Annotated in this window: 19 protein-coding genes and 1 pseudogene; all 20 read left to right on the top strand. The window is 69.0% G+C overall.

Annotated features, from left to right (window positions below; genetic code table 11):
- Positions 1-2 precede the first annotated feature (2 nt).
- Positions 3-1703, top strand: coding sequence for a DUF1302 domain-containing protein (locus B0W88_RS12895; RefSeq protein ID WP_233151700.1), 1701 nt, complete (start codon positions 3-5; stop codon positions 1701-1703).
- Positions 1704-1718: 15 nt separating this feature from the next.
- Positions 1719-3077 (top strand): DUF1329 domain-containing protein, encoded by a 1359-nt coding sequence (locus B0W88_RS12890; protein ID WP_077035062.1) that lies wholly within the window; start codon positions 1719-1721, stop codon positions 3075-3077.
- Between the two features lie 2 nt (positions 3078-3079).
- On the top strand, positions 3080-4123 hold the full coding sequence (locus B0W88_RS12885) for a YCF48-related protein (protein ID WP_077035061.1): 1044 nt from the start codon (positions 3080-3082) through the stop codon (positions 4121-4123).
- A gap of 10 nt (positions 4124-4133) precedes the next feature.
- Positions 4134-6536 carry an RND family transporter gene (locus B0W88_RS12880; RefSeq protein WP_077035060.1) on the top strand — a complete coding sequence of 801 codons (2403 nt, stop codon included), beginning with the start codon at positions 4134-4136 and terminating at the stop codon, positions 6534-6536.
- Between the two features lie 11 nt (positions 6537-6547).
- Positions 6548-7726 carry an MFS transporter gene (locus B0W88_RS12875; RefSeq protein ID WP_077035059.1) on the top strand — a complete coding sequence of 393 codons (1179 nt, stop codon included), beginning with the start codon at positions 6548-6550 and terminating at the stop codon, positions 7724-7726.
- Entirely contained in the window at positions 7723-8250 is a 528-nt protein-coding gene (locus tag B0W88_RS12870) for a nuclear transport factor 2 family protein (RefSeq protein ID WP_077035058.1), read from the top strand. The genes B0W88_RS12875 and B0W88_RS12870 overlap by 4 nt, the downstream gene beginning before the upstream one ends.
- Before the next feature lie 15 nt (positions 8251-8265).
- Positions 8266-9930: a CocE/NonD family hydrolase gene (locus tag B0W88_RS12865; protein ID WP_083748762.1), complete on the top strand. Its 1665-nt coding sequence runs from the start codon at positions 8266-8268 to the stop codon at positions 9928-9930.
- A gap of 12 nt (positions 9931-9942) precedes the next feature.
- Complete coding sequence (locus B0W88_RS12860) at positions 9943-11694, top strand: CocE/NonD family hydrolase (protein WP_077035057.1); 1752 nt, start codon at positions 9943-9945, stop codon at positions 11692-11694.
- 79 nt (positions 11695-11773) lie between these two features.
- Positions 11774-12241 carry a VOC family protein gene (locus B0W88_RS12855; RefSeq protein ID WP_077035056.1) on the top strand — a complete coding sequence of 156 codons (468 nt, stop codon included), beginning with the start codon at positions 11774-11776 and terminating at the stop codon, positions 12239-12241.
- Between the two features lie 5 nt (positions 12242-12246).
- Positions 12247-12780, top strand: coding sequence for a nuclear transport factor 2 family protein (locus B0W88_RS12850; protein WP_077035055.1), 534 nt, complete (start codon positions 12247-12249; stop codon positions 12778-12780).
- A gap of 1 nt (position 12781) precedes the next feature.
- Positions 12782-13135 carry a DUF4286 family protein gene (locus B0W88_RS12845; protein ID WP_077035054.1) on the top strand — a complete coding sequence of 118 codons (354 nt, stop codon included), beginning with the start codon at positions 12782-12784 and terminating at the stop codon, positions 13133-13135.
- Positions 13136-13143: 8 nt separating this feature from the next.
- The gene (locus B0W88_RS12840; protein WP_077035053.1) at positions 13144-13635 is read left to right on the top strand and encodes a VOC family protein; all 492 of its coding nucleotides are present in this window, start codon (positions 13144-13146) and stop codon (positions 13633-13635) included.
- 2 nt (positions 13636-13637) lie between these two features.
- Positions 13638-14513, top strand: a complete 876-nt coding sequence (locus B0W88_RS12835) for an SMP-30/gluconolactonase/LRE family protein (RefSeq protein WP_077035052.1) — start codon at positions 13638-13640, stop codon at positions 14511-14513.
- Between the two features lie 22 nt (positions 14514-14535).
- Positions 14536-16047, top strand: a complete 1512-nt coding sequence (locus tag B0W88_RS12830; protein ID WP_077035051.1) for a 4-hydroxyphenylacetate 3-hydroxylase family protein — start codon at positions 14536-14538, stop codon at positions 16045-16047.
- A gap of 10 nt (positions 16048-16057) precedes the next feature.
- The gene (locus tag B0W88_RS12825; RefSeq protein ID WP_077035050.1) at positions 16058-16594 is read left to right on the top strand and encodes a carboxymuconolactone decarboxylase family protein; all 537 of its coding nucleotides are present in this window, start codon (positions 16058-16060) and stop codon (positions 16592-16594) included.
- Positions 16595-16611: 17 nt separating this feature from the next.
- Positions 16612-17631, top strand: coding sequence for a VOC family protein (locus B0W88_RS12820; protein ID WP_077035049.1), 1020 nt, complete (start codon positions 16612-16614; stop codon positions 17629-17631).
- Positions 17628-18536, top strand: a complete 909-nt coding sequence (locus B0W88_RS12815) for a flavin reductase (RefSeq protein ID WP_077035048.1) — start codon at positions 17628-17630, stop codon at positions 18534-18536. The genes B0W88_RS12820 and B0W88_RS12815 overlap by 4 nt, the downstream gene beginning before the upstream one ends.
- The gene (locus tag B0W88_RS12810; protein WP_077035047.1) at positions 18533-19414 is read left to right on the top strand and encodes a fumarylacetoacetate hydrolase family protein; all 882 of its coding nucleotides are present in this window, start codon (positions 18533-18535) and stop codon (positions 19412-19414) included. Before B0W88_RS12815 ends, B0W88_RS12810 begins: the two co-directional genes overlap by 4 nt.
- 18 nt (positions 19415-19432) lie before the next feature.
- Positions 19433-20050, top strand: coding sequence for a glutathione S-transferase family protein (locus tag B0W88_RS12805; RefSeq protein ID WP_077035046.1), 618 nt, complete (start codon positions 19433-19435; stop codon positions 20048-20050).
- Between the two features lie 2 nt (positions 20051-20052).
- Positions 20053-20619: pseudogene (locus tag B0W88_RS12800) on the top strand (pyruvate dehydrogenase (acetyl-transferring), homodimeric type); the annotation flags it as partial.

Raw genomic sequence — 20619 nt, 5'->3', positions numbered from 1 at the left:
GAATGCGTGCCACACGAATGTCCATTGCTGCCGGCTTCACGGTCGCGGCCAGTCATGTTGCGCTCGCCGCGCCCATCGACGTCGGCAACACCGACATCGAGCTGCGGTGGGACAACACCCTCAAGTATTCGGCCGGCGTGCGGGTGAAGAGCCCCTCGGCCCTGCTCACGCAATACGCCGCCGCGCCGGCCGACGGCAGTGCCGGCCCCGCCGCGCTCAACGGCGACGACGGCGACCGCAACTTCAAGCGCGGCGGCCTGATCTCCAACCGCGTGGACCTGCTGTCCGAGATGGACCTGGTCTACCGCAAGGACTATGGCCTGCGCCTCAGCGGCGCGGCCTGGTACGACGCGGTCTACAACACGCACAACGACAACGACTCGCCGGCGACCAACAACGCGCTCTCGGTGCCCTACAACGAGTTCACCGACGCGACGCGCAAGCTGCACGGCCGCAAGGCCGAGATCCTCGACGCCTTCGTGTTCGGCGCCACCGACGTCGGCACCGCGCGGCTGAGCGGCCGGCTGGGCCGACACACCGTCCTGTGGGGCGAGAGCCTGTTCTACGGCAACAACGCGATCGCCGGCACGCAGTCGCCGGTCGATGCGATCAAGGCCGCCTCGGTGCCGGGCTCGACCACCAAGGAAATCATCATGCCGGTCGGCCAGCTCTCGGGCCAGCTGCAGCTCTCGCCGGCGCTGACGCTGATGGGCTACTACCAGTACCAGTGGGCCCGCACGCGCCTGCCCGCGGCGGGCAGCTACTTCTCGGCCGCGGATTTCGTGGACGGCGGCGGCGAGCGGCTGCGCCTCGCGCCCGGCGCCGCGCCGATCGGCCTGGCCCGCGGCGCCGACATCGAGGCCAAGGACAGCGGCCAGTTCGGCCTGGGCCTGCGCACGCGGCTCGATGAGTTCGACATCGGCGTCTATGCGACCCGCTTCCACGCGAAGACGCCGGTGCCGTACTCCTACCCCGGCGTGGGCGGCGTGCCGGGCGCGACCACGGGCTCGTACCGGCTGGTGTTCCCGGAAGGCATCAAGGCCTTCGGCATCAGCGCCACGACGACCGTCAATGCGCTCAACGTCGCGGCCGAGTTCTCGGTGCGCCGCAACACGCCGCTGAGCACCGACCCGCAACTGGTCCTCGGCCCCACGCCGGCGGACAACAACGAGCACCCGCTCTACGCGATCGGCAACTCGGCCCACCTGAATGTCTCGGCGATCTGGACGATGCCGCGCTTCTTCCTGTCCGACGAGCCCAGCCTGTCGATGGAGTTCGCGGTCAACCAGCTCACCAGCTGCACCCGCAACTGCACGCCGACGCCGGCCTCCTCGATGCGTCCCGAGGGCGCGCTGGACCCGAACGCCGGCCGCCGCTCGGCCGCGCTGCGCGCCTCCTTCGCCGCGCCGCAGCGCAATGTGCTGGACGGCCTGGACCTCACGCCCACGCTCTCGGTGGGCTACAACCGCGGCCGCTCGCCGGTCGTGTACCTCGGCCCCGACCGCGGCGGCGACATCAGCCTCACGCTCGCCGGCAACTACCTGACTGTCTGGGACTTCTCGATCGCCTACACGAGCTACTACGGCCGCGCGAACACCGCGACCTACGCGTCCACCAACGCGGTCGTCAACGGCACGCTGACCTTCGCCCAGACCTTGAAGGACCGCGACTTCGTCTCGCTGTCCGTTCGCCGGACCTTCTGATTGATGGAGATGCACATGACTGCATTCGCTCGATTCACCGCGCTGGCGCTGGCCTGCATCGCGACCCTCGCCCAAGCGGCTGTGTCTCCCGAAGAGGCCGCCAGGCTCAAGACCACGCTGACCCCGTTCGGCGGCGAACGCGCCGGCAACAAGGACGGCTCGATCCCGCCCTGGGAAGGCGGCACGCCGGTCGACGCCGCGTACAACTCCGCGACGATCCCGAACCTGTTCGCCAAGGACAGGCCGCTCGTCACCATCACGCCGCAGAACGCGGCGCAGTACGCGGACACGCTGACCGAAGGCACGCAGGGCCTCCTGAAGAAGTTCCCCGGCTTCAAGGTCGAGGTCTACCCGACGCGGCGCACCGCCTCGGCCCCGCAATGGGTGTACGACAACACGCTGAAGAACGCGACCCGCGCAACGCTGGACGCCAGCGGCGAGCTCGGCCCCTACCCCAAGGGCGCCTACGGCGGCATCCCCTTCCCGATCCCGAAGAATGGCGAAGAGGCCATCTGGAACCACCTGCTGCGCTGGACCACGCCGGCCTACCAGACCACGCCCGTGCTCGTGCGCGTGACGCCGGACGGCAAGGTGATCCCCGTCCAGCAGGCCACGGCCATCACCCGCTATCCGTACTACGACGCCAGCAGCAACCTCGAGAAGTGGGAAGCCTCCGGCGCCGACGTGCGGCAGACCCGCATCAACTCCTTCGGCCCGCCGATCCGCGCCGGCGAGCTGTTCCTGCAGCGCAGCAACATCAACGACGCCAGGTCCCAGACCTGGACCTACCTCACCGGCCAGCGCCGCGTGCGCCGCCTGCCGCTGACCTGCTGCGACGTGCCGAGCCCCGTGGCCGGCGGCATCCTGAACTTCGACGAGGTCGAGGGCTATGCCAGCTCGATCGGCCGCTACGAGTGGAAGCTGGTGGGCAAGCGCGAGATGTTCGTGCCCTACAACACGAACAGCTACCACCAGGCCACGGCGCTCGACCAGATCTTCACCGCCACGACGATCAACCCCGAGCTGATGCGCTTCGAGCGCCACCGCGTGTGGGTGGTGGAGGCCACGCTGAAGCCGGGCCAGCGCCACCCGATCCAGCGCATCCGCCTCTACCTGGACGAGGACACCTGGATCGCCACCGCCGCCGACCGCTGGGACGCGCAAGGCCAGCTCTGGAAGGTGACCTACACGCTGCCCACGGTGATGCCCTCGGCGCCGGGCACGGCCGTGTTCGGCTACCTGTCCTACGACATGATCGGCGGCGGCTACTTCGGCTCGGCCTACCTGCCGCGCGACAGGCAGGTCGACCTGCGCGCGCCGGTGCCGGACCGGATCTTCACGCCCGAATCGCTGTCCGGCGAAGGCGTGCGCTGATCATGGACGGAGGACTACGCCGCCGCCGGCTGCTTCAGCTGATCGGCGCGGGACTGGGGCTGCAGGCGGCGCTGCCCGCCGGCGCCGGGCAGGCCACGCCGCTGCACCAGGCGGCCGGCATGACGCCGCGGGCCGCGCGCGGGCTGATGACCCGCGTGCTGCGCGCCGGCGAGCGGCTGGTGGCGCTGGGCGAGCGGGGCCTGGTCGTGCTGTCGGATGACGGCGGCCGGCAGTGGCGCCAGGCGCACGTGCCTGTCAGCGTGACCCTGACCTCGGCCAGCTTCGTCGATGCACGGCAAGGCTGGATCGCCGGCCACGGCGGCGTGATCCTGCACACGGGCGACGGCGGCGAGACCTGGGCGCTGCAGACCGACGGCATCGCCCTCGCCAATGCGGCGCTGGCCCAGGCGCACGGGCTGTCCGCAGCCGCGACCCAGCGCGCGCAGCGCCTGGTCGACGAGGGCGCGGACAAGCCGCTGCTCTCGATCTGTTTTGCCGACGCCCGGCGCGGCATGGCCGTGGGCGCCTACGGGCTGGCTACCTCAACCCGCGACGGTGGCAAGACCTGGCACCCGTGCACGGAGGGCCTGCCCAATCCGCAGGGCCTGCACCTCTACGCCGCGGCCCGGCACGGCAAGACCTGGGTGCTCGCCGGCGAGCAGGGCCTGCTGATGCGTTCCGTCGACGATGGCGCCAGCTTCGAGCCGCTCGCCGCCCCGTCCAGGCGCAGCTTCTTCACCGCGACGGCCACGCGCGACGGCGCCTTCGTCTGCGCCGGCCTGCTCGGCAATGCCTGCCGGGTCGAAGGCCCCACGCCCACGCCGCTGGCCCTGCCCGCGCCGCTGACCCTCCTGTCCTGCACCGAAGGGCGCGACGGCCGCTTGCTGCTGCTGGCCCAGGGCGGGCGGCTGCTGGTCAGCCGCGACGGCGGCTCATCGTTCACCGAGCAGCCGCTCCCGCGGCTCATGCCACTCACCGCGCTGGCCGAGGCGCCGGACGGCGGCCTGGTCGCCACGAGCCTGGGTGGCGTCGCCCGGCTCGGCTGAAGGAATTTCCATGATCGCTGCGATACCCAAGGACACACCGCCCCGTCGGCCCGAAGACTTCGACCCGCGCTCGGGCAACCGGCTCGAACGGGCGGTGTTCAACCACCGCCTCCTGGTCCTGCTGCTGTGCGTGCTGGCCACGCTCGCGCTGGGCTGGAGCGCGCTGCGACTGACGCTGGCGGCCAGCTTCGAGAAGACCATCCCGACCAGCCATCCGTACATCGTCAACTTCCTGCAGAACCGCAAGGACATGCCAGGCCTCGGCAACGCGGTGCGCATCGCGGTGGAGGCCCGCCAGGGCAGCATCTACGAGCCGCGCTACCTGGAGCAGCTGCGCCGCCTGAACGACGAAGTGCTGCTGCTGCCCGGCGTCGACCGCCCGTTCATGAAATCGCTGTGGACGCCCAACACCCGCTGGACCGCCGTGACCCCGGACGGCCTCGACGGCGGCCAGGTCATTCCCCCGCGCTACGACGGCTCGCCGGCCAAGCTCGACGAACTGCGCCTGAACGTGCAGCGCTCCGGCGAGATCGGCCAGCTCGTGGCGGCCGACGGGCGCTCGACCGTCATCCACGTGCCGCTGCTCGCCAAGGACGGCGCGCTGGACTACGCACAGCTGTCCGCCCGCCTCGAACAGCTGCGCGCCAGGTACCGCAGCGACGCCGTCGAGCTCCACATCACCGGCTTCGCCAAGGTCGCCGGCGACCTGATGGAGGGGCTGCGCGAGGTGCTCGGCTTCTTCGTCGTCGCGCTGCTGATCTGCGCGGCCATGGTCTACCTCTACAACCGCGACCTGCGCAGCACGCTGCTGGTGGTGCTCACCTCGCTGACCGGCGTGCTGTGGCAGCTCGGCCTGCTGCCGCTGCTGGGCTTCTCGCTGGATCCGTATTCGATGCTGATCCCCTTCCTGATCTTCGCCATCGGCATGAGCCACGGGGCCCAGAAGATGAATGGCATCCTGCAGGACATCGGCCGCGGCACCGACCGCTACGTCGCCGCGCGCTTCACCTTCCGCCGGCTCTTCCTGGCCGGCCTGACCGCGCTGCTGGCCGACGCCGTCGGCTTCGCGGTACTGCTGGTCATCGACATCCCGGTGATCCGCGAGCTGGCCGTGGCCGCCAGCCTGGGCGTGCTGGTGCTGGTCATCACCAACCTGATCGTGCTGCCGGTGCTGCTGAGCTATGTCGGCGTGAGCCGCAGGGCGGGCGAGCGGGCGGTGCGCCAGGAGGCCGCCGCCGCTGCCGGGCAGAGCAGCGCCTTGTGGCGCGGTCTGGCCGGCTTCACCGAGCGACGGCCGGCGACGCTGGCGGTCATCACCGCGGCACTGCTGGCCGCGGCGGGCTTCGCGGTCAGCAGCCACCTGAAGATCGGCGACCTGGACCCCGGCGCGCCCGAGCTGCGCCCGGACTCCCGCTACAACCGCGACGTCGCCTTCTTCACCCAGCACTACGGCGCGAGCAGCGACGTCTTCGCCGTGATGGTGAAGACACCCGAGGGCGCCTGCAGCCAGTACGAGGTGCTGCGCCGCGTCGACCAGCTCGAGTGGGAGCTGGCGGACCTGCCCGGCGTCGAGTCCACGCAGTCGATGGCGCGGCTGCAGCGGCGCACGCTGGTGGGCATGAACGAAGGCAGCCCGCTCTGGTACGAGCTGATCCGCAACCAGGACATGCTCAACACGATCACCGCCCGGGCGCCGCGCGAGCTCTACAACGAGGAGTGCAACCTGCTGACGATGTACGCCTATCTGCGCGACCACCGCGCCGAGACCTTGCAGGGCCTCGTCGACCACGTGGAGGCCTTCGCCAGCCGCAACAGCGACAAGGACGCCACCTTCCTGCTGGCCGCCGGCTCGGCCGGCATCGACGCCACCACCAACATCGTCGTGCGCAAGGCCTGGTACGAGATGCTGTTCATGGTCTTCGGCGCCGTGGCGCTGCTGTGCTTCGTCACCTTCCGCTCCTGGCGCGCGGTGCTGGTGGCGATGCTGCCGCTGGCGCTGACCTCGATCCTCGCCGAGGCCCTGATGGTGGGCCTGGGCATGGGCGTGAAGGTCGCGACGCTGCCGGTGATCGCGCTGGGCGTGGGCATCGGGGTGGACTACGCGCTCTACGTCTTGAGCGTCACGCTGGCCCACCTGCGCCAGGGCGAGAGCCTGAAGACGGCCTACGCGAGCGCCATGCGCTTCACGGGCCGCGTGGTCCTGCTGACCGGCGTGACGCTGGCCGCGGCGGTCGTGACCTGGCGCTTCTCGAGCATCAAGTTCCAGGCCGACATGGGCCTGCTGCTGGCCTTCATGTTCCTCTTGAACATGGCCGGGGCGCTGGTGCTGGTGCCGGCGCTGGCGCGCTTCCTGTTGCCGGCTCCGCGCGAGGGCGCGGTAGCGACGACCGACAGCACGGCGGTGGTGGCGTGATGGAGGCTTCCATGCGCGTCGCGCTGATCTGCTTCCTGGCCATCGTCTGCGACGGGCTCGATGTCTCGCTGTTCGGCACGCTGCTGCCGGCCATCATGAAGGACATGAAGATGAACCCGGCCGATGCCGGGCTGCTGGCCAGCGCCGGGCATGTCGGGGCCGTCGGCGGCTCCATCCTGTTCGGCATGGCGGCCGACGCGATCGGGCGCAAGCGGATGCTGCTGGTCGGCGTCACCCTCTTCGTCGTGTTCACGGCGGCCTGCGGCCTGGCGCGGGGCTTCGGCGATTTCATGGCCTATCGCCTGATCGCGGGCATCGGCCTGGCCGGCATCGTGCCGATCGCCGTGGCACTGGTCTTCGAGCACGCGCCGGGGCCGCGCAAGGCCATGGTCTCCAGCATGGCCTACATGGGCATCGCCGTGGGCGTGCTGCTGTCGGCCACGCTGGCCATGGCCCTGCTGCCCACGATGGGCTGGCGGGCGATCCTCACGGGTACCTTCGCCTGCATCGTCCTCGTGCCGGTCATCATGCTGTGGATTCCCGAGTCGCGCGCCATGCCGGGCAAGGCGCCAGTCGTGAAGGTGCCGCTGGCGCGGCTGTTCCAGGGCGGGCATGCGCGCAACACGGTGCTGCTGGGCACCGCCCTGTTCTGCCTGATGCTGATCTCCGTCACGCTGACGACCTGGATCGCCCAGCTGATGCTTCAGCGCGGCTTCTCGATGACGACCGGCATCAGCTTCATCCTGGTGTTCTCGCTCGCCAACTTCATCTCCACGCCGCTGGCCGGCTGGATGGCGGACCGGATGGGCTACCGCCAGGTCTTCGGCCTGTACATGCCGATCCTGTTCGTTTCCATTTCTCTGATAGGCGTCGTTCCGAACTCGACAGCGGCGCTTGCCTGCATGTTCTGCGCCGGCTTCGGCGCCATGGGAACGACCTGCCTGCTGCTGCCCTACGTCGGCTCGCTCTACCCGCCGGCGTTCCGCTCGAGCGCCATGGGCGTCATCTACGGCATCGGCCGCACGGGGCCGATCGTCGGCCCGGCGATCGTCGGCCTGATGCTCGCCGCGGGCGCCAGCCTGCCCCTGATCCTGATCGGCATCGCGGCGCCCAGTCTCGTGGCCCTCATCGCCTTCGTGCTGGTCAGGCCCGTTCCGACTTCCCTCGAATCACTGGAGAGCAATCAATGAAAGACATCGTGCAAGACAAGCTGGACATCCTGGAAATCATCAACCGCTATGGCGTGGCGGTGGACAGCCATGACTGGGACCTGCTGGACCAGGTATTCACCCCAGACCTGCATGCCGACTTCGGCCCGGCCGGCGCCGTGTGGCGCTCCCGCGATGCAATCAAGTTCGGCTTCAAGGACTTCTGCGAGACGCTGGACAACCACCTGCACGTGATGTCCGGCGCATGCATCCACCTCGACGGCGACAAGGCGTACGCGCTGACCTACGGCGAATGGATCCTCTCGCGCGACGCCGCGCCCGGTGGCCGCGACTGGGTGGGCCGCGGCTGGTACGACGACGAGATCATCCGCACGCCCAAGGGCTGGCGCATCGCCAGCCGCGTCTGCCGGCTGATGTCCTGGACCGGCAACCCGCTGGTGCCCGAACCCGCCTACGAGCAGACGCCGGTCATGACCACCCACTCTCTGCGCAGGAACCGCGAGGAGGGCAAGGTCCGCTTCTTCAATGCCATTGGCAAGAAGTAAATCGAGGATCTCAAAATGGCCAAGACGATCAACGGCATCGACGAAGACCTGATGGAGCCCGGCCGCCCGCTGGAGGAGCGGCGCTATCCGGGCTTCAACCCCCGCCGCGTCAGCGCCGACGGGCTGACCATCGACTACGACGTGGCGGTCAAGCTGCGCGACGGCGTCACGATCTATGCCGACATCTACCGGCCGGCCGGCGTGGAGGGCCCGCTGCCGGCGATCGTGCTCTGGAGCGCCTACGGCAAGCACTACCGCTGGCCCGAGCCGGCGCGCCTGCAGTTCACCGACAACGCCAAGGTCTCGGACTACGCGCCGATCGAGGCACAGGACCCGCTCACCTGGTGCCCCGCCGGCTATGCGATCGTCGTACCCGACCCCCGCGGCATCAACCACTCGGAGGGAGACGCCACCGCCTGGTCGCCACAGGAGGGCGAGGACATCCACGACACGATCGAATGGATCGCCGCCCAGCCCTGGTCGAACGGCAAGGTGGGCATGGGCGGCGCCTCCTACTTCGGCATCGTCCAGTGGTTCGCCGGCGCCACCCGCCCGCCGCACCTGGCCGCGCTGATGCCCTATGACGGGATGAGCGACCTGTACCGCGAGGTCGTCGCCCACGGCGGCATTCCCAATCCGGGTTTCGTCAACTTCTGGAATGCGCAGACGCGGGCCTCGCTGAACCGGGCCGAGAACTGGGTGACGGCGATGCAGCGGCACCCCTTCCTCGACGAGTACTGGCAGAGCAAGGCGCCTGAAGTCGAGAAGATCAACGTGCCGACCTATGTGATCTCGTGCTGGAGCGACCATGCGATCCACACGCGCGGCTCGCTGGCTGCCTTCATGCGCCTGGGCACCGGGCAGAAATGGCTGGAGGTGCACGGCCGCAACAAGTGGGCGCAGATGTACACGGCCGAGAGCACGCGGCGGCAGATCGCCTTCTGCGACCGCTTCCTCAAGGGCATCGAGAACGAGGTTGACGGCTGGCCGAAGGTGCGCATCGAGGTGCGTGAGCGGATGGATGTCGGCGAGGAACGCGCGGAGAAGGAATGGCCGCTGGCGCGCACGCAGTACACGCCGTACTACCTCGATGCGTCGAAGGGTTCGCTCGACCGCACTCCGGTCGCCGCGAGTTCATCGGTGGCCTACGACGCGACCTCGGCCGAGCCACAGGCGGTCTTCTCGCACACGTTCACGCAGGACACCGAGCTGACCGGCTACTTCAAGCTGAAGCTCTGGGTCGAGGCCGACGGCGCGGACGACATGGACCTCTTCACCGCGGTCCAGAAGTTCGACAAGGCGGGCCAGCTCGTCAACTTCTACTACATCACCCGCTTCCGCTTCGGCCACGCGGCCCACGGCTGGCTGCGCGTCTCGCACCGCGAACTCGACGAGGCAAGGAGCACGCCCTACCAGCCCGTCCACCCGCACCAGCGCGAACAACGCCTGACCCCCGGCCAGATCGTGCCGGTCGAGATCGAGGTCTGGCCTTCGAGCACGCTGTTCCGCGCGGGCGAGCAGATGCGCGTCGTCGTCATGGGCCGCGATCCCTTCCCGCCGACGGATGCACCGGGCACCGGCATCACGGTGCATCCGGTCACGCGCAATGCGGGGCGTCACATCGTGCACACGGGCGGTCGCCATGACAGCCACCTGCTCGTTCCGTTGATCCCTCGCTGACCGGAGTTCGCCATGAGCGACACACAGAAGATCTACATGCCTTCCAAGCCGCTGGTCGCGGGCGACGGCCGCTACGGCGTCCTCAGCGGCTTCGAACCCGGGACGCGCCTTCTCAAGGCGGGCACTCGCCTGGCCCCGCCCTTCCTGCCGCTGCCGGTGGACATCGTGATGGACAAGGACGTTGCCGTCACGCTGCGCGACGGCACCGTCACCTACGTGGACGTGTTCCGGCCGGCCGGCGAAGACAAGGTGCCGGTGATCATCGCCTACAGCCCCTATGGCAAGAGCCAGGGCTCGTCGGCGTTCGCCAGGAGCGTGTTCGACCTGGTGGGCCTGGACAACGGCATCGTCTCGGGCCTGAACAAGTTCGAGGGCCCGGACCCGGCGTACTGGTGCGCCCAGGGCTATGCGATCTGCAACCCGGACCTGCGCGGCATCTCGGACTCGCAGGGCGACAGCGTGCTGTGGGACCGCCAGGAAGGCCGCGATGCCTACGACCTGATCGAGTGGCTGGGCGTGCAGGACTGGTGCAACGGCCGGGTCGCGATGAGCGGCACCTCCTACCTCGCCGCCTCGCAGTGGTTCGCGGCGGCCGAGCAGCCGCCGCATCTCGCTGCGATCAACCCCTGGGAGGGCATGAGCGACACCTACCGCGACCTGGTGATGCGCGGCGGCATGCCCGACACCGGCTTTGCGCGGACGCTGCGCGACTTCTCCTTCGCGGGCCTCGGCCGCAAGGAGGACATCATCGCGGAGGCCGAGCGCCATCCGCTGGTCAACGAGTTGTGGGAGAACAAGATCCCGCACTATGAAGCCATCACCGTGCCCGCCTATGTCGTGGCCAGCTACACCAACACGCTGCACACCCAAGGCACCTTCCGCGCCTGGCGCCGCATCTCGTCCGCGGACAAATGGCTGCGCATCCACGACAGCATGGAGTGGCCGGACTACTACGACGAGACGCAGCGCGAGGACCTGCGCAGCTTCTTCGACCACGTGCTGAAGGGTGTCGACAACGGCTGGGACCGCACGCCGCGCGTCCGCTATTCATTGCTCGACCTGAAGGGTGGGTCGCAGACCGCGATCGCGGCGGACACGTTTCCGCCCGAGGGCGTCATCGCCACGAAGTTCTACCTCGATGCGAAGACGCGCACCCTCGGCCCGCAGGCCCCGGCCGACGGCGCCAAGGCCCGCTATGTCGTCGGCTCGAATCCGGACTTCGCGTCCTTCCTGCTCCGCTTCGACAGGAAGACCGTGCTGGCCGGCTACCCCAAGGCGCACCTGTGGGTGGAGGCGGAGGGCAGCGACGACATGGACCTCTTCCTGCTCGTCCAGAAGCTCGATGCGCAGGGCACGCCGCTCGCGGAGTTCACCGTGCCGAGGCGCGACGCGGGCCTGCACGACGCCACCGAACACGGCGGCTCGATCCTGCGCTACCGCGGCTCCGACGGCCGCCTGCGCGTCTCGCTGCGGCACCTGGACGAAGCGCTGTCCACCGAGGACGTGCCCTATCACCGCTTCGACAGGACCGAGAAGCTGGCGCCGGGCCAGATCGTCGACGTCCAGGTCGACCTGCTCCCCGTGGGCCTGGTCTTCCACCCCGGCGAGCAGCTCCGGTTCATCGTCAGCGGCCGCAGCCTGCTCGGCACCATGATGCCCGGCATGCCCCCGTACACCTCGCCGAACACCGGCGCGCATCTCGTGCACACGGGCGGCCAGCGCGCCTCCTACCTGCAGCTCCCGCTCCATCAAATCCGCGACTGAGGCGCAGCCGGATTCTTCATTTCCCAGCGCGGGGCGCGCTGCCTACATTGCCTCCACACGACACCCAAGGAGACTCCCGATGATCAACCGCCTGTTCCACATCTGCATCACCGTCGCCGATATCGAGGCGGCGCTGAAGTTCTATTGCGAGGTGCTGGAACTCAAGTCCATCGGCGCGCTGCGCCATGAGCGCGCGCCCGGTGAGGTGCTGGGATTCCCCGGCCAGATCATCGAGATCCATGCCGACCACCTCGTGGGCAAGAGCACCGACAACGCCACCGTCATCGACCTGATCGAGTTCGTCTCGCCGAAGACCGTCGTGCCCACGGCCCCGAGCGCGCCGCTGAACCACGCCGGCATCAACCGCCTGGCCTTCGACGTGGACAGCACCGACGCGATCCACGCCAGGCTGAAGGCGCGCGGCGACATCGAGTTCCTGTGCGAGCCGCAGGTGGTGATCGCGCCGACCGGTGGCAAGTTCAAGATCCTCACGTTCAAGGACCCGTTCGGCAATGTGCTCGAAACCATCGAATACATGAAAGGCTGAACGAGATGAGCACGACGAGCATTCAGCAGGACCGCTCCGACATCATCGCGGTCATCAACCTCTACGGCGTGGCGCTCGACAGCCATGCCTGGGACCTGCTGGACCAGGTCTTCACCGCCGATGTCCTCGCCGATTTCGGCCCGGCGGGCGCGGTGTGGAAGTCGGTCGCGGCACTCAAGTTCGCGTTCAAGGACTTCCACGAGACGCTGACGAATCACATGCACACGATGACCGGCTCCTGCGTCCACGTGGACGGCGACCGGGCCAACGCGCTGACCTATGGCGACTGGCTGCTGTCGCGCGCCTCCGCCAAGGGCGGCCCGGACTGGGTCGGCCGCGGCTGGTACGACGACGAGCTGGTGCGCACGCCCCAAGGCTGGCGCATCGGCAGCCGCGTGTGCCGGCTGATCTCCTGGACTGGCAATCCGCTGGTGCCCGAGCCCGCCTACGAGCAGCACCCGGTGATGACCACGCACACGCTGCGCGAGCATCGCGAGCAGGGCAAGGTCCGCTTCTTCAACGCCATCGCGGGGAACTGAGATGGACCAGAAGCCGCTGATCTGGCTCGTCGGCATCCAGTGCCGGCCCGAGGACGAAGCCAAGTTCATCCACTGGTACGACGAGATCCACGTGCCGATGCTGCTCAAGGGCCATCACGTCAGCCGGGTCCGCCGCTTCAAGCTGGCCGACGAGACCTATCAGGTCGGTGCGACGACGGCGCCCTGCCCCAACTACCTGACGATCTACGAATTCGCGGACCAGGCCCGCTTCGATGCCTGGATGGCCAGCCCGGCCCGCGCCGAAGCCGGCGAGGACAAGCAGGCCACCTGGGCCGAACACCCCTACGAGGTCCGCTGGGCCACCCGCTACGACCTGGCCACCGCCTGGAGCTGAACATCACCATGAACGCACTCGTCAAGAAACTCCTCCACGTCTGCATCACCGTGCCCAGCGTCGACGAGGCGCTGAAGTTCTACGGCGGCGTGCTCGGCTTCGTCTCCACATTCCAGACCCGCAGCGACAAGGCCGACGGCCGGCTGCTGGGCTTCGACCAGGACGACACCTGCATTTACGCGCACCACATCCTGGCCGCCGGCGCGGACCCGCAGCAGGCCACCGAGATCAACCTGATCGAGTACGCGGACCCGGCCACCATCGTCGGCGACGGGCCCTATGCCACGATGAACCAGGTCGGCATCTCGCGCCTGGCCCTGCTGGTGGCGGATGCGCGCGAGGCCCACGACAAGGTGGCCGCCTACCCCGGCGTGGAGATCGTCTGCGCACCGAAGGACATCGTCATCCGCAAGCCCGACCAGAGTTTCACGATGACCTGGTTCAGCTTCAAGGACCCGTTCGGCGTCTTCATCACGATGACCCAGCCACCGAGGGCATAACCATGAAGATCGACGTGCTCGTGGACGTGAAACCCATCATCGGCGAAGGCCCGTTGTGGGACGTGCAGGAACAGCGCCTTTACTGGATCGACGTGGCCGGCTGCCGCGTCTTCCGCTGCACCGCTGACGGGCGCGAGTTGCGCGCCTGGGACCTGCCGGAGACGATCGGCTCGCTCGCGTTGCGGCGTGGCGGCGGTGCTGTCGTGGCACTGGCCAGCGGCTTCCATTTCCTGGACTTCGACAACGGGGAGACCACGCTGATCGCCGCTACGGCCGCGGACAAGCCGCACACGCGCCTGAACGACGGCAAGGTCGATGCACGCGGCCGCTTCATCGTCGGCGGCATGGACACGCGGGAAGGCGGCGCCGATGCGGCCCTGTTCAGGCTTGACCCCGATCTCTCCGTGCACCCGCTCGACAGCGGCTTCGGCATCTCGAACGGCCCCTGCTGGAGCCCCGACGGCGCCACCTTCTATTTCTCCGATTCCTTCCGCGGCGAGATCTGGGCCTACGACTACGCGCTGGAGACCGGCGCGATGGGCAATCGCCGCACCTTCACGAAGGCCGGCATCACGCCCGGCATGGCGACCGACGGCTCCACCGTCGACGCTGAAGGTTATGTCTGGAACGCCCAGGTCTTCGCCGGCAGGCTGTGCCGCTACGCGCCGGACGGAGCCATCGATCGCGTCATCGAGATGCCGGTCAGGAAGGTCACCAGCGTGATGTTCGGCGGCCCCGAACTGGACATCCTCTACGTCACTTCGATGACCACCCCGCCGGCGCCTCACCTGCCGGGCGACGGCGCCCTGCGCGGCAGCCTCTTCGCGGTGCGCGGCCTCGGCGTCAGGGGCCTGCCCGAGCCTCGCTTCGCGGGCTGAGCCCTTCCCAACGGACATCACCATGACCAGCATGACCACCACCGGTACTGGCGCCCGCAGCGGCGCCGACTACATCGCCTCGCTGCGGGACGACCGCGCCGTCTGGATCGACGGCGAGCGCATCAAGGACGTCACGAAGGACCACCGCTTCCGCGGCGCTGTGCAGTCGATCGCCGATCTCTACGACCTTCAATGCGACCCGGCGCTGCGCGACCGGATGACCTTCGCCTCGCCGTCCTCCGGCAAGCCGGTCGGCCTGTCCTTCCTCCTGCCGCGCTCGGCCGAGGACCTGCGCCGCCGCCGCGACATGATGAAGACCTGGATGGATGCCGTGGGCGGCATGATGGGACGCACGCCGGACTTCCTCAACGTGATGGTCAGCGCCCATGCCTCGGCGCACGAGCTGTTCGCGGCGGGCGGCGAGCGCTTCGGCCGCAACATCACGAGCTATCACGAGCATATCCGCGAGAACGACCTGGCGCTGACCCACTCGCTGGTCTCGCCGGACATCGACAAGCGCAAGGCGATGTTCGAGCAGCCGGGCGAGATGGTGATGCGCGTGGTGCGCGAGACCGATGCCGGCATCCATGTCTCCGGCGCCCGCTCGGTGGCGACGCTGGGCCCGCTGGCCAATGAGGTGCTGATCATGCCGGCCGCGGCGAAGTTCCCGCTGGTGGAGGATGCCGAGGCCTATGCGGTCGGCTTCGCGGCCCGCATGGACACGCCCGGCATGAAGATGATCTGCCGCCCCTCGCTGCCGGCCAAGGGCCACTTCGCCAACGATCCGCTCAGCGCCCGCATGGACGAGATGGACGCGGTGATCTGGTTCGACAACGCGTTCATACCCTGGGAGCGCGTCTTCATGCACCGGAGCATCAAGGCGGTGGAGACGGCGATGAAGTCGCCCTCCGGGCCGCACGGCTCGCACCAGTCGGCCACGCGCTCGCTGGCGAAGATGGAGTTCCTGCTGGGCATCGCCTACAACCTGGCGGACGTCAACCACAGCCGCTTCCCCCAGGTGATGGTGCAGCTCTCGGAGCTGGTCGCCTTCGTCGAGACGCTGCGCGCGCTGCTGCGCGTGGCCGAGGTCGATTGCGTGCCCGGGCCCGGCGGCACCGTCGTGCCCTACGAGCAGCCGCTCAACGTCGTGCGCGCCCAGTACCCGGCCATGCATGCGCGGGCGCTGGAGATCCTGCAGTTGCTGGGCGCCGGCAACGTCGTGGTGGCGCCGAGCGTGGAGGACCTTCGCAGCGCATCGGGCCCGGCCATCGAGCGCTACTGCGCCGGTGCCGACATCCCGGCCGAACGCAAGATGCAGCTGATGCGCCTGGCCTGGGATGCGTCCTGCTCTTCCTTCGCCGGCCGGCAGAACCTCTACGAGAAGTTCTTCTCCGGCGACCCCTGGCGCAATGCACAGATCCGCGCCGAGCGCTACCCGGGCGCCCGCGAGGCGCAGGCCCGCGTGTGGGCCTTCCTCGATCGCAACGAGGAGTGGCAGGCGCGGATCAACGCTGACCTTCCGACAGCGGCCTAGGAGGCGCGATATGGCACGAATCCCCCTGTCGACCCCGGCCGACGATCCCGAGGCCTTCGCGCTGATTCACGCGAAGCGCAGCCACGCGCCGAACGCCGAGATCTTCCGCACGATCGCCATCTGCCCCGACATCCTCGCCGCCTTCATCCCGATGGCAGACGCGGTTCGCCAGGGCTACGGCATCGATCCGCGGCTTCGCGAGATGGCGATCGTGATGACCTGCCAGACGCTGGGCATCAGCTACGAACAGGACCGCCACTGGAACCGCGCGATCAGGGAGGGCGTGCCCAAGCGAAAGATGCAGGCGCTGTGGGATTTCGAGAAGAGCGAGCTGTTCACCGACCTGGAGCGGGCCGTGCTCCGGCTGGCGCGCGATGCCACGCGCGCGCCGGCGCAGGTCAGCGCCGAGGTGTGGAACGCCGTCCACGTCGAACTGGGCAGCCAGCAGAGCCTGGCGCTGCTGTTCAACATCGGTTGGTACAACCTGAGCGCCCGCCTGACCGGTCCGCTGGACCTCGGGGACGAGGCCGGCTTCGTGCGACTCTAACTTCGAGGTTCATCAGCATGCCGCTGCCCGCCCCCGTCTACTACCCGCCCTTCAACATCACCCGCACCAGCCACGCGATCATCACCTCGCGCGACCTGGAGAAGAGCCGCGACTTCTACGAACAGGTCGTCGGCCTGGTCCTGAGCGACGCCGATGCCGACACGCTCTGGTTCCGCGGCGTGGAGGAAGTCTGCCATCACAGCCTGGTCGTCAAGCGACGGAGCAGCGCGCCCGAAGCCGAGGCCGTGGGCTTTCGCGTGCTGACCGACGAGGAACTGGACAAGGTCGAGCACTTCTTCAGGTCCAGGGGCCTGCCGGCGCGCTGGATCGAAGTGCCGCACCAGGGCCGCACGCTCGCCGTCAGCGACCCGGCCGGCCTGCCGCTGCACATCTGCGCGACGATGACGACGAAGCCACGCGTCTACACGCAGTTCGAGAACTTCCGGGGCGGCGCGGCAATGCGCTTCGACCACTACCAGATCCAGGTCACCGACGTCCAGCAGCAGACCGACTTCTACGCGGAGATGGGCTTTCGCATCTCGGAGTACATGGCGCTCGACGACAAGCTGCTGGTGACCTTCATGTTCCGCAAGCCCGGCACGCAGGACATCGTCTTTCTCGAGAATCCCGGCCCGCGCCTGCACCACTTCGCCTACACGGTGAGCGACTCGCACAGCATCCTGCGGGCCTGCGACGTCGCCGGCAATATGGGCATGGGCGACGTGGTCGAGCGCGGCCCCGGGCGGCACGGCCCGGCGGGCGTGCTGTTCGTCTACCTGCGCGATCCCGATGGGCACCGGGTCGAGCTGTTCTGCGATCACTACCTGCTGATCGACAGCGAGGTCGAGCCGGTGCGCTGGGACGTGCGGGTGCCCGGCCTGACCTTGCGCTGGGGCCTGCCGCCGCAGGAATGCTGGTTCACCGAGGCCACGCGTTTCTCGGGCGTACCGGTCGCCGAGCTGGACGGCAGCCGGCCGCCGCTGGCGACGCTGGAGCGCTACCTGGCCGAGAAGGCGCTGGCGAGGGCCCGGTCATGAGCGCCTTCGACGGCCGCGCGCTGCGCGACGCCTTCGGCTCCTTCGCCACCGGCGTCACCATCGTCACCACGGCCGGGCCGGGCGCGGTCGACGTGGGCCTGACGGCCAACAGCTTCTCCTCGGTGTCGCTGGACCCGCCGATGGTGCTGTGGAGCCTGGCGCGCAGCGCCGCGAGCCTCGAGGCGTTTCGCTCGTGCGGGCATTTCGCGGTGCACATCCTGTCGGCCGAGCAGGAAGCGCTGTCCACGCGCTTCGCCAGCAAGGGCATCGACCGCTTCGAGGCCCTGGCCGTCGAACGCGGGCCTGGCGGCATCCCGCTGCTGCCGGGATGCATGGCCCGCTTCGCCTGCCGGCTGGCCTACCAGTACGAGGGCGGCGACCATGTGATCTTCGTCGGCGAGATCGTCGAGTTCAGCCATTCGGCGCGCAAGCCGCTGGTGTTCCATGGCGGGCGCTACGGCATGCTGCTGCCGCGGCAGGCCGGTCCTGCCGGCGAGCCCGGCAACCTGTCGACGGACGACCTGCTCTACCAGGTCTCCAATGCCTACTTCCGCACGCGGCAGGCCGTCGTCGAACAGCTCGCGCGCAAGGGCTGGACGGCCGAGGCCTATGCAGTGCTCAGCATCGCGGGCCAGGGAGAAGGCCTGGCCGTGCATGAGATTGTCGCTCGAAGCTGGCAACTGCGCGGCCAGCCGGTATCCGAAGACGCCGTGCGCCAGTTGATCGCACGCGGCCTGCTTCACGAGCCTGAGCCAGCCCGGCTCCGCCTGACGCCGGAAGGCCGCCTTGCCGTGATGGAACTCAGCGCTCTGCGCAAGGCAAGCGAGGCCGGGGTGCAGGGCGATCTCGATCCGAGCGAGGTACAGCTGCTGAAGCACCTGCTGGGCCGGCTGGAACTGCGATGAAGATCGCGCGCTACGGATCGGCCGCGGGGCCGGAGCGCTTCGGCGTCGTCGTCGCTGGCGGAATGCTGCTCGACGTCGCCAAGGCTGCGGCAGCCCGCTCCTGCACCCGCACGCCGGCTTCGGTGACAGCGCTGATCGAGGGCGGCCCCGCGGCCATGGACGCCACGCGCGACCTGCAGCAGTGGGCCGCGCCTCGCCTGGACCCGGGCTGGACCGATTCGCCCGACGAAGTGCGCTGGCTCACGCCGGTGCCGCCGCGCTCGATGATCTGCGCCGGCCGCAATTTCGGGCGCCACCGGCTGGAATCGGCCGGCAGCGGCGGCAAGTTCCACAGCGATTTCCCCACCGGCTTCATCAAGCTCGGGCGCACGCTGGTGCCGCACAGGTGCCAGGTCTTGCGTCCCCCCGATGTCCTGGACCTCGACTACGAGGCCGAGATTGCGCTGGTGCTGGGCCCGGGCAACGCTGTCTTCGGCTACACGATCTTCAACGACCTGTCGGCGCGCGAGTGGCAGTTGCGCGAGATGCACAACGGCATGATCCTGCTGGGCAAGAACTTCCCCGGCTTCGGCCCGCTGGGCCCGTACCTGCTCACGGCCGACGAGGTACCCGATCCCGCCGCCCTGGTCCTGTGGCTCAAGGTCAACGGCGAGCTGCGCCAGCGCTCCGACTGCCGCGACCTGATCTTCGGCTTCGACGAGCTGGTGGCCTTCTGGTCGCGCTGCGGCCTCGGGCCCGGCGACCTGATCGCCACCGGCACGCCCGGCGGCGTGGCCCTGCATCACAAGCCCGATCCGCGCGACTGGTACCTGAAGCCCGGCGACCACGTGCAGGCCGGCGTCGACGGCATCGGCGTGCTGGACACCTTCATCGTCTGACTGAACCCACCCCCTCCCATGAAGCTCTACCTGCTGCCCGGTGCCTGCTCGATCGGCATCCATGCCCTGCTCGCCGAGATCGGCAAGCCCTTCACGACCGAGAAGGCCGCGCGCGCCAACACGCCCGAATTCGACACCTACCGCCGCATCAACCCGAAGGGCAAGGTGCCCGCGCTGATCCGCGACGACGGCTCGCTGCTGACCGAGTTCCCGGTGATCGCGCTGTGGCTGGCCCGCATGAATCCGGAGCTGGGCCTGATCCCCACCGACATCGAGGGCGAGATCCGCGTGCTGGAGATGACCGAGTACCTGGTGTCGACGGTCCACATGCAGGGCTACACACGGCTGCGCCGGCCGGAGAAGTTCGCGCCCAGCGAGGCGGACCATGCGGCCGTCCGCGCCTTCGGCCTTGGCGTGTTCCAGGCCGGGCTGGATCGGGCGGAGCAGTTGCTCGAAGGCCGGGACTGGCTGTTCGGTGCGATGAGCATCGCCGACTTCGCGCTCTTCTACCTGGAGCATTGGGCCGTGGTGAACGCGCTCGGCTCGCCCGGCCCGCGCTGCCAGGCGCATCACGAGCGCCTCTGGTCGCGCCCCGCGATCCGCCACGCAATCGAATCGGAAACGGGGAGCGCGTGATGATGAGAGACCCGCTTCTGGGCCTGGACAGCGACCCGGTCGAGACCGACGAGTGGCGCGCCGCGCTGCTGTCCGTGCTGCAAGCCTCCGGCCCGCAACGAGCCCGCGAGCTGATGGACATGCTGGCCGCGATGGCCCGCGAGCCGGCCGTGGGCTGGCAGCCGGCTCACGGCACGCCCTATGTCAACACGATCCCCGTGGCGCAGCAGCCGCCCTTCCCCGGCGATCTCGCGATCGAGGAGCGCCTGGCCTCGCTGATGCGCTGGAACGCGCTGGCCATGGTCGTGCGGGCCAACCAGGCCTATGGCGAGCTGGGTGGCCACATCGCCAGCTATGCCAGCGCGGCCGACCTGTTCGAGGTGGGCTTCAACCACTTCTTCCGCGCCGGCGAGCGGGCGGACCTGGTGTTCTTCCAGCCGCATTCGGCGCCGGGCGTCTATGCGCGCGCCTTCCTCGAGGGCCGGCTCGACGAAGAGCAGCTGGCCCGCTACCGGCAGGAGCTGAGCGGCCGTGGCCTCAGCAGCTACCCGCACCCGTGGCTGATGCCGGACTTCTGGCAGTTCCCCACC

The sequence above is a fragment of the Pelomonas sp. KK5 genome (assembly GCF_001984095.1).
In the GTDB taxonomy this organism is placed as follows: Bacteria; Pseudomonadota; Gammaproteobacteria; order Burkholderiales; family Burkholderiaceae_C; genus KK5.
This window is presented reverse-complemented; position numbering and strand designations above follow the sequence as displayed.

Coding starts and splice junctions, on each gene's coding strand:
- B0W88_RS12895 (WP_233151700.1), top strand. CDS start 3: ATGCGTGCCACACGAATGTCCATTGCTGCCGGCTTCACGGTCGCGGCC.
- B0W88_RS12840 (WP_077035053.1), top strand. CDS start 13,144: ATGAACGCACTCGTCAAGAAACTCCTCCACGTCTGCATCACCGTGCCC.
- B0W88_RS12870 (WP_077035058.1), top strand. CDS start 7,723: ATGAAAGACATCGTGCAAGACAAGCTGGACATCCTGGAAATCATCAAC.
- B0W88_RS12810 (WP_077035047.1), top strand. CDS start 18,533: ATGAAGATCGCGCGCTACGGATCGGCCGCGGGGCCGGAGCGCTTCGGC.
- B0W88_RS12855 (WP_077035056.1), top strand. CDS start 11,774: ATGATCAACCGCCTGTTCCACATCTGCATCACCGTCGCCGATATCGAG.
- B0W88_RS12845 (WP_077035054.1), top strand. CDS start 12,782: ATGGACCAGAAGCCGCTGATCTGGCTCGTCGGCATCCAGTGCCGGCCC.
- B0W88_RS12865 (WP_083748762.1), top strand. CDS start 8,266: ATGGCCAAGACGATCAACGGCATCGACGAAGACCTGATGGAGCCCGGC.
- B0W88_RS12820 (WP_077035049.1), top strand. CDS start 16,612: ATGCCGCTGCCCGCCCCCGTCTACTACCCGCCCTTCAACATCACCCGC.
- B0W88_RS12805 (WP_077035046.1), top strand. CDS start 19,433: ATGAAGCTCTACCTGCTGCCCGGTGCCTGCTCGATCGGCATCCATGCC.
- B0W88_RS12830 (WP_077035051.1), top strand. CDS start 14,536: ATGACCAGCATGACCACCACCGGTACTGGCGCCCGCAGCGGCGCCGAC.
- B0W88_RS12815 (WP_077035048.1), top strand. CDS start 17,628: ATGAGCGCCTTCGACGGCCGCGCGCTGCGCGACGCCTTCGGCTCCTTC.
- B0W88_RS12850 (WP_077035055.1), top strand. CDS start 12,247: ATGAGCACGACGAGCATTCAGCAGGACCGCTCCGACATCATCGCGGTC.
- B0W88_RS12885 (WP_077035061.1), top strand. CDS start 3,080: ATGGACGGAGGACTACGCCGCCGCCGGCTGCTTCAGCTGATCGGCGCG.
- B0W88_RS12880 (WP_077035060.1), top strand. CDS start 4,134: ATGATCGCTGCGATACCCAAGGACACACCGCCCCGTCGGCCCGAAGAC.
- B0W88_RS12890 (WP_077035062.1), top strand. CDS start 1,719: ATGACTGCATTCGCTCGATTCACCGCGCTGGCGCTGGCCTGCATCGCG.
- B0W88_RS12835 (WP_077035052.1), top strand. CDS start 13,638: ATGAAGATCGACGTGCTCGTGGACGTGAAACCCATCATCGGCGAAGGC.
- B0W88_RS12875 (WP_077035059.1), top strand. CDS start 6,548: ATGCGCGTCGCGCTGATCTGCTTCCTGGCCATCGTCTGCGACGGGCTC.
- B0W88_RS12860 (WP_077035057.1), top strand. CDS start 9,943: ATGAGCGACACACAGAAGATCTACATGCCTTCCAAGCCGCTGGTCGCG.
- B0W88_RS12825 (WP_077035050.1), top strand. CDS start 16,058: ATGGCACGAATCCCCCTGTCGACCCCGGCCGACGATCCCGAGGCCTTC.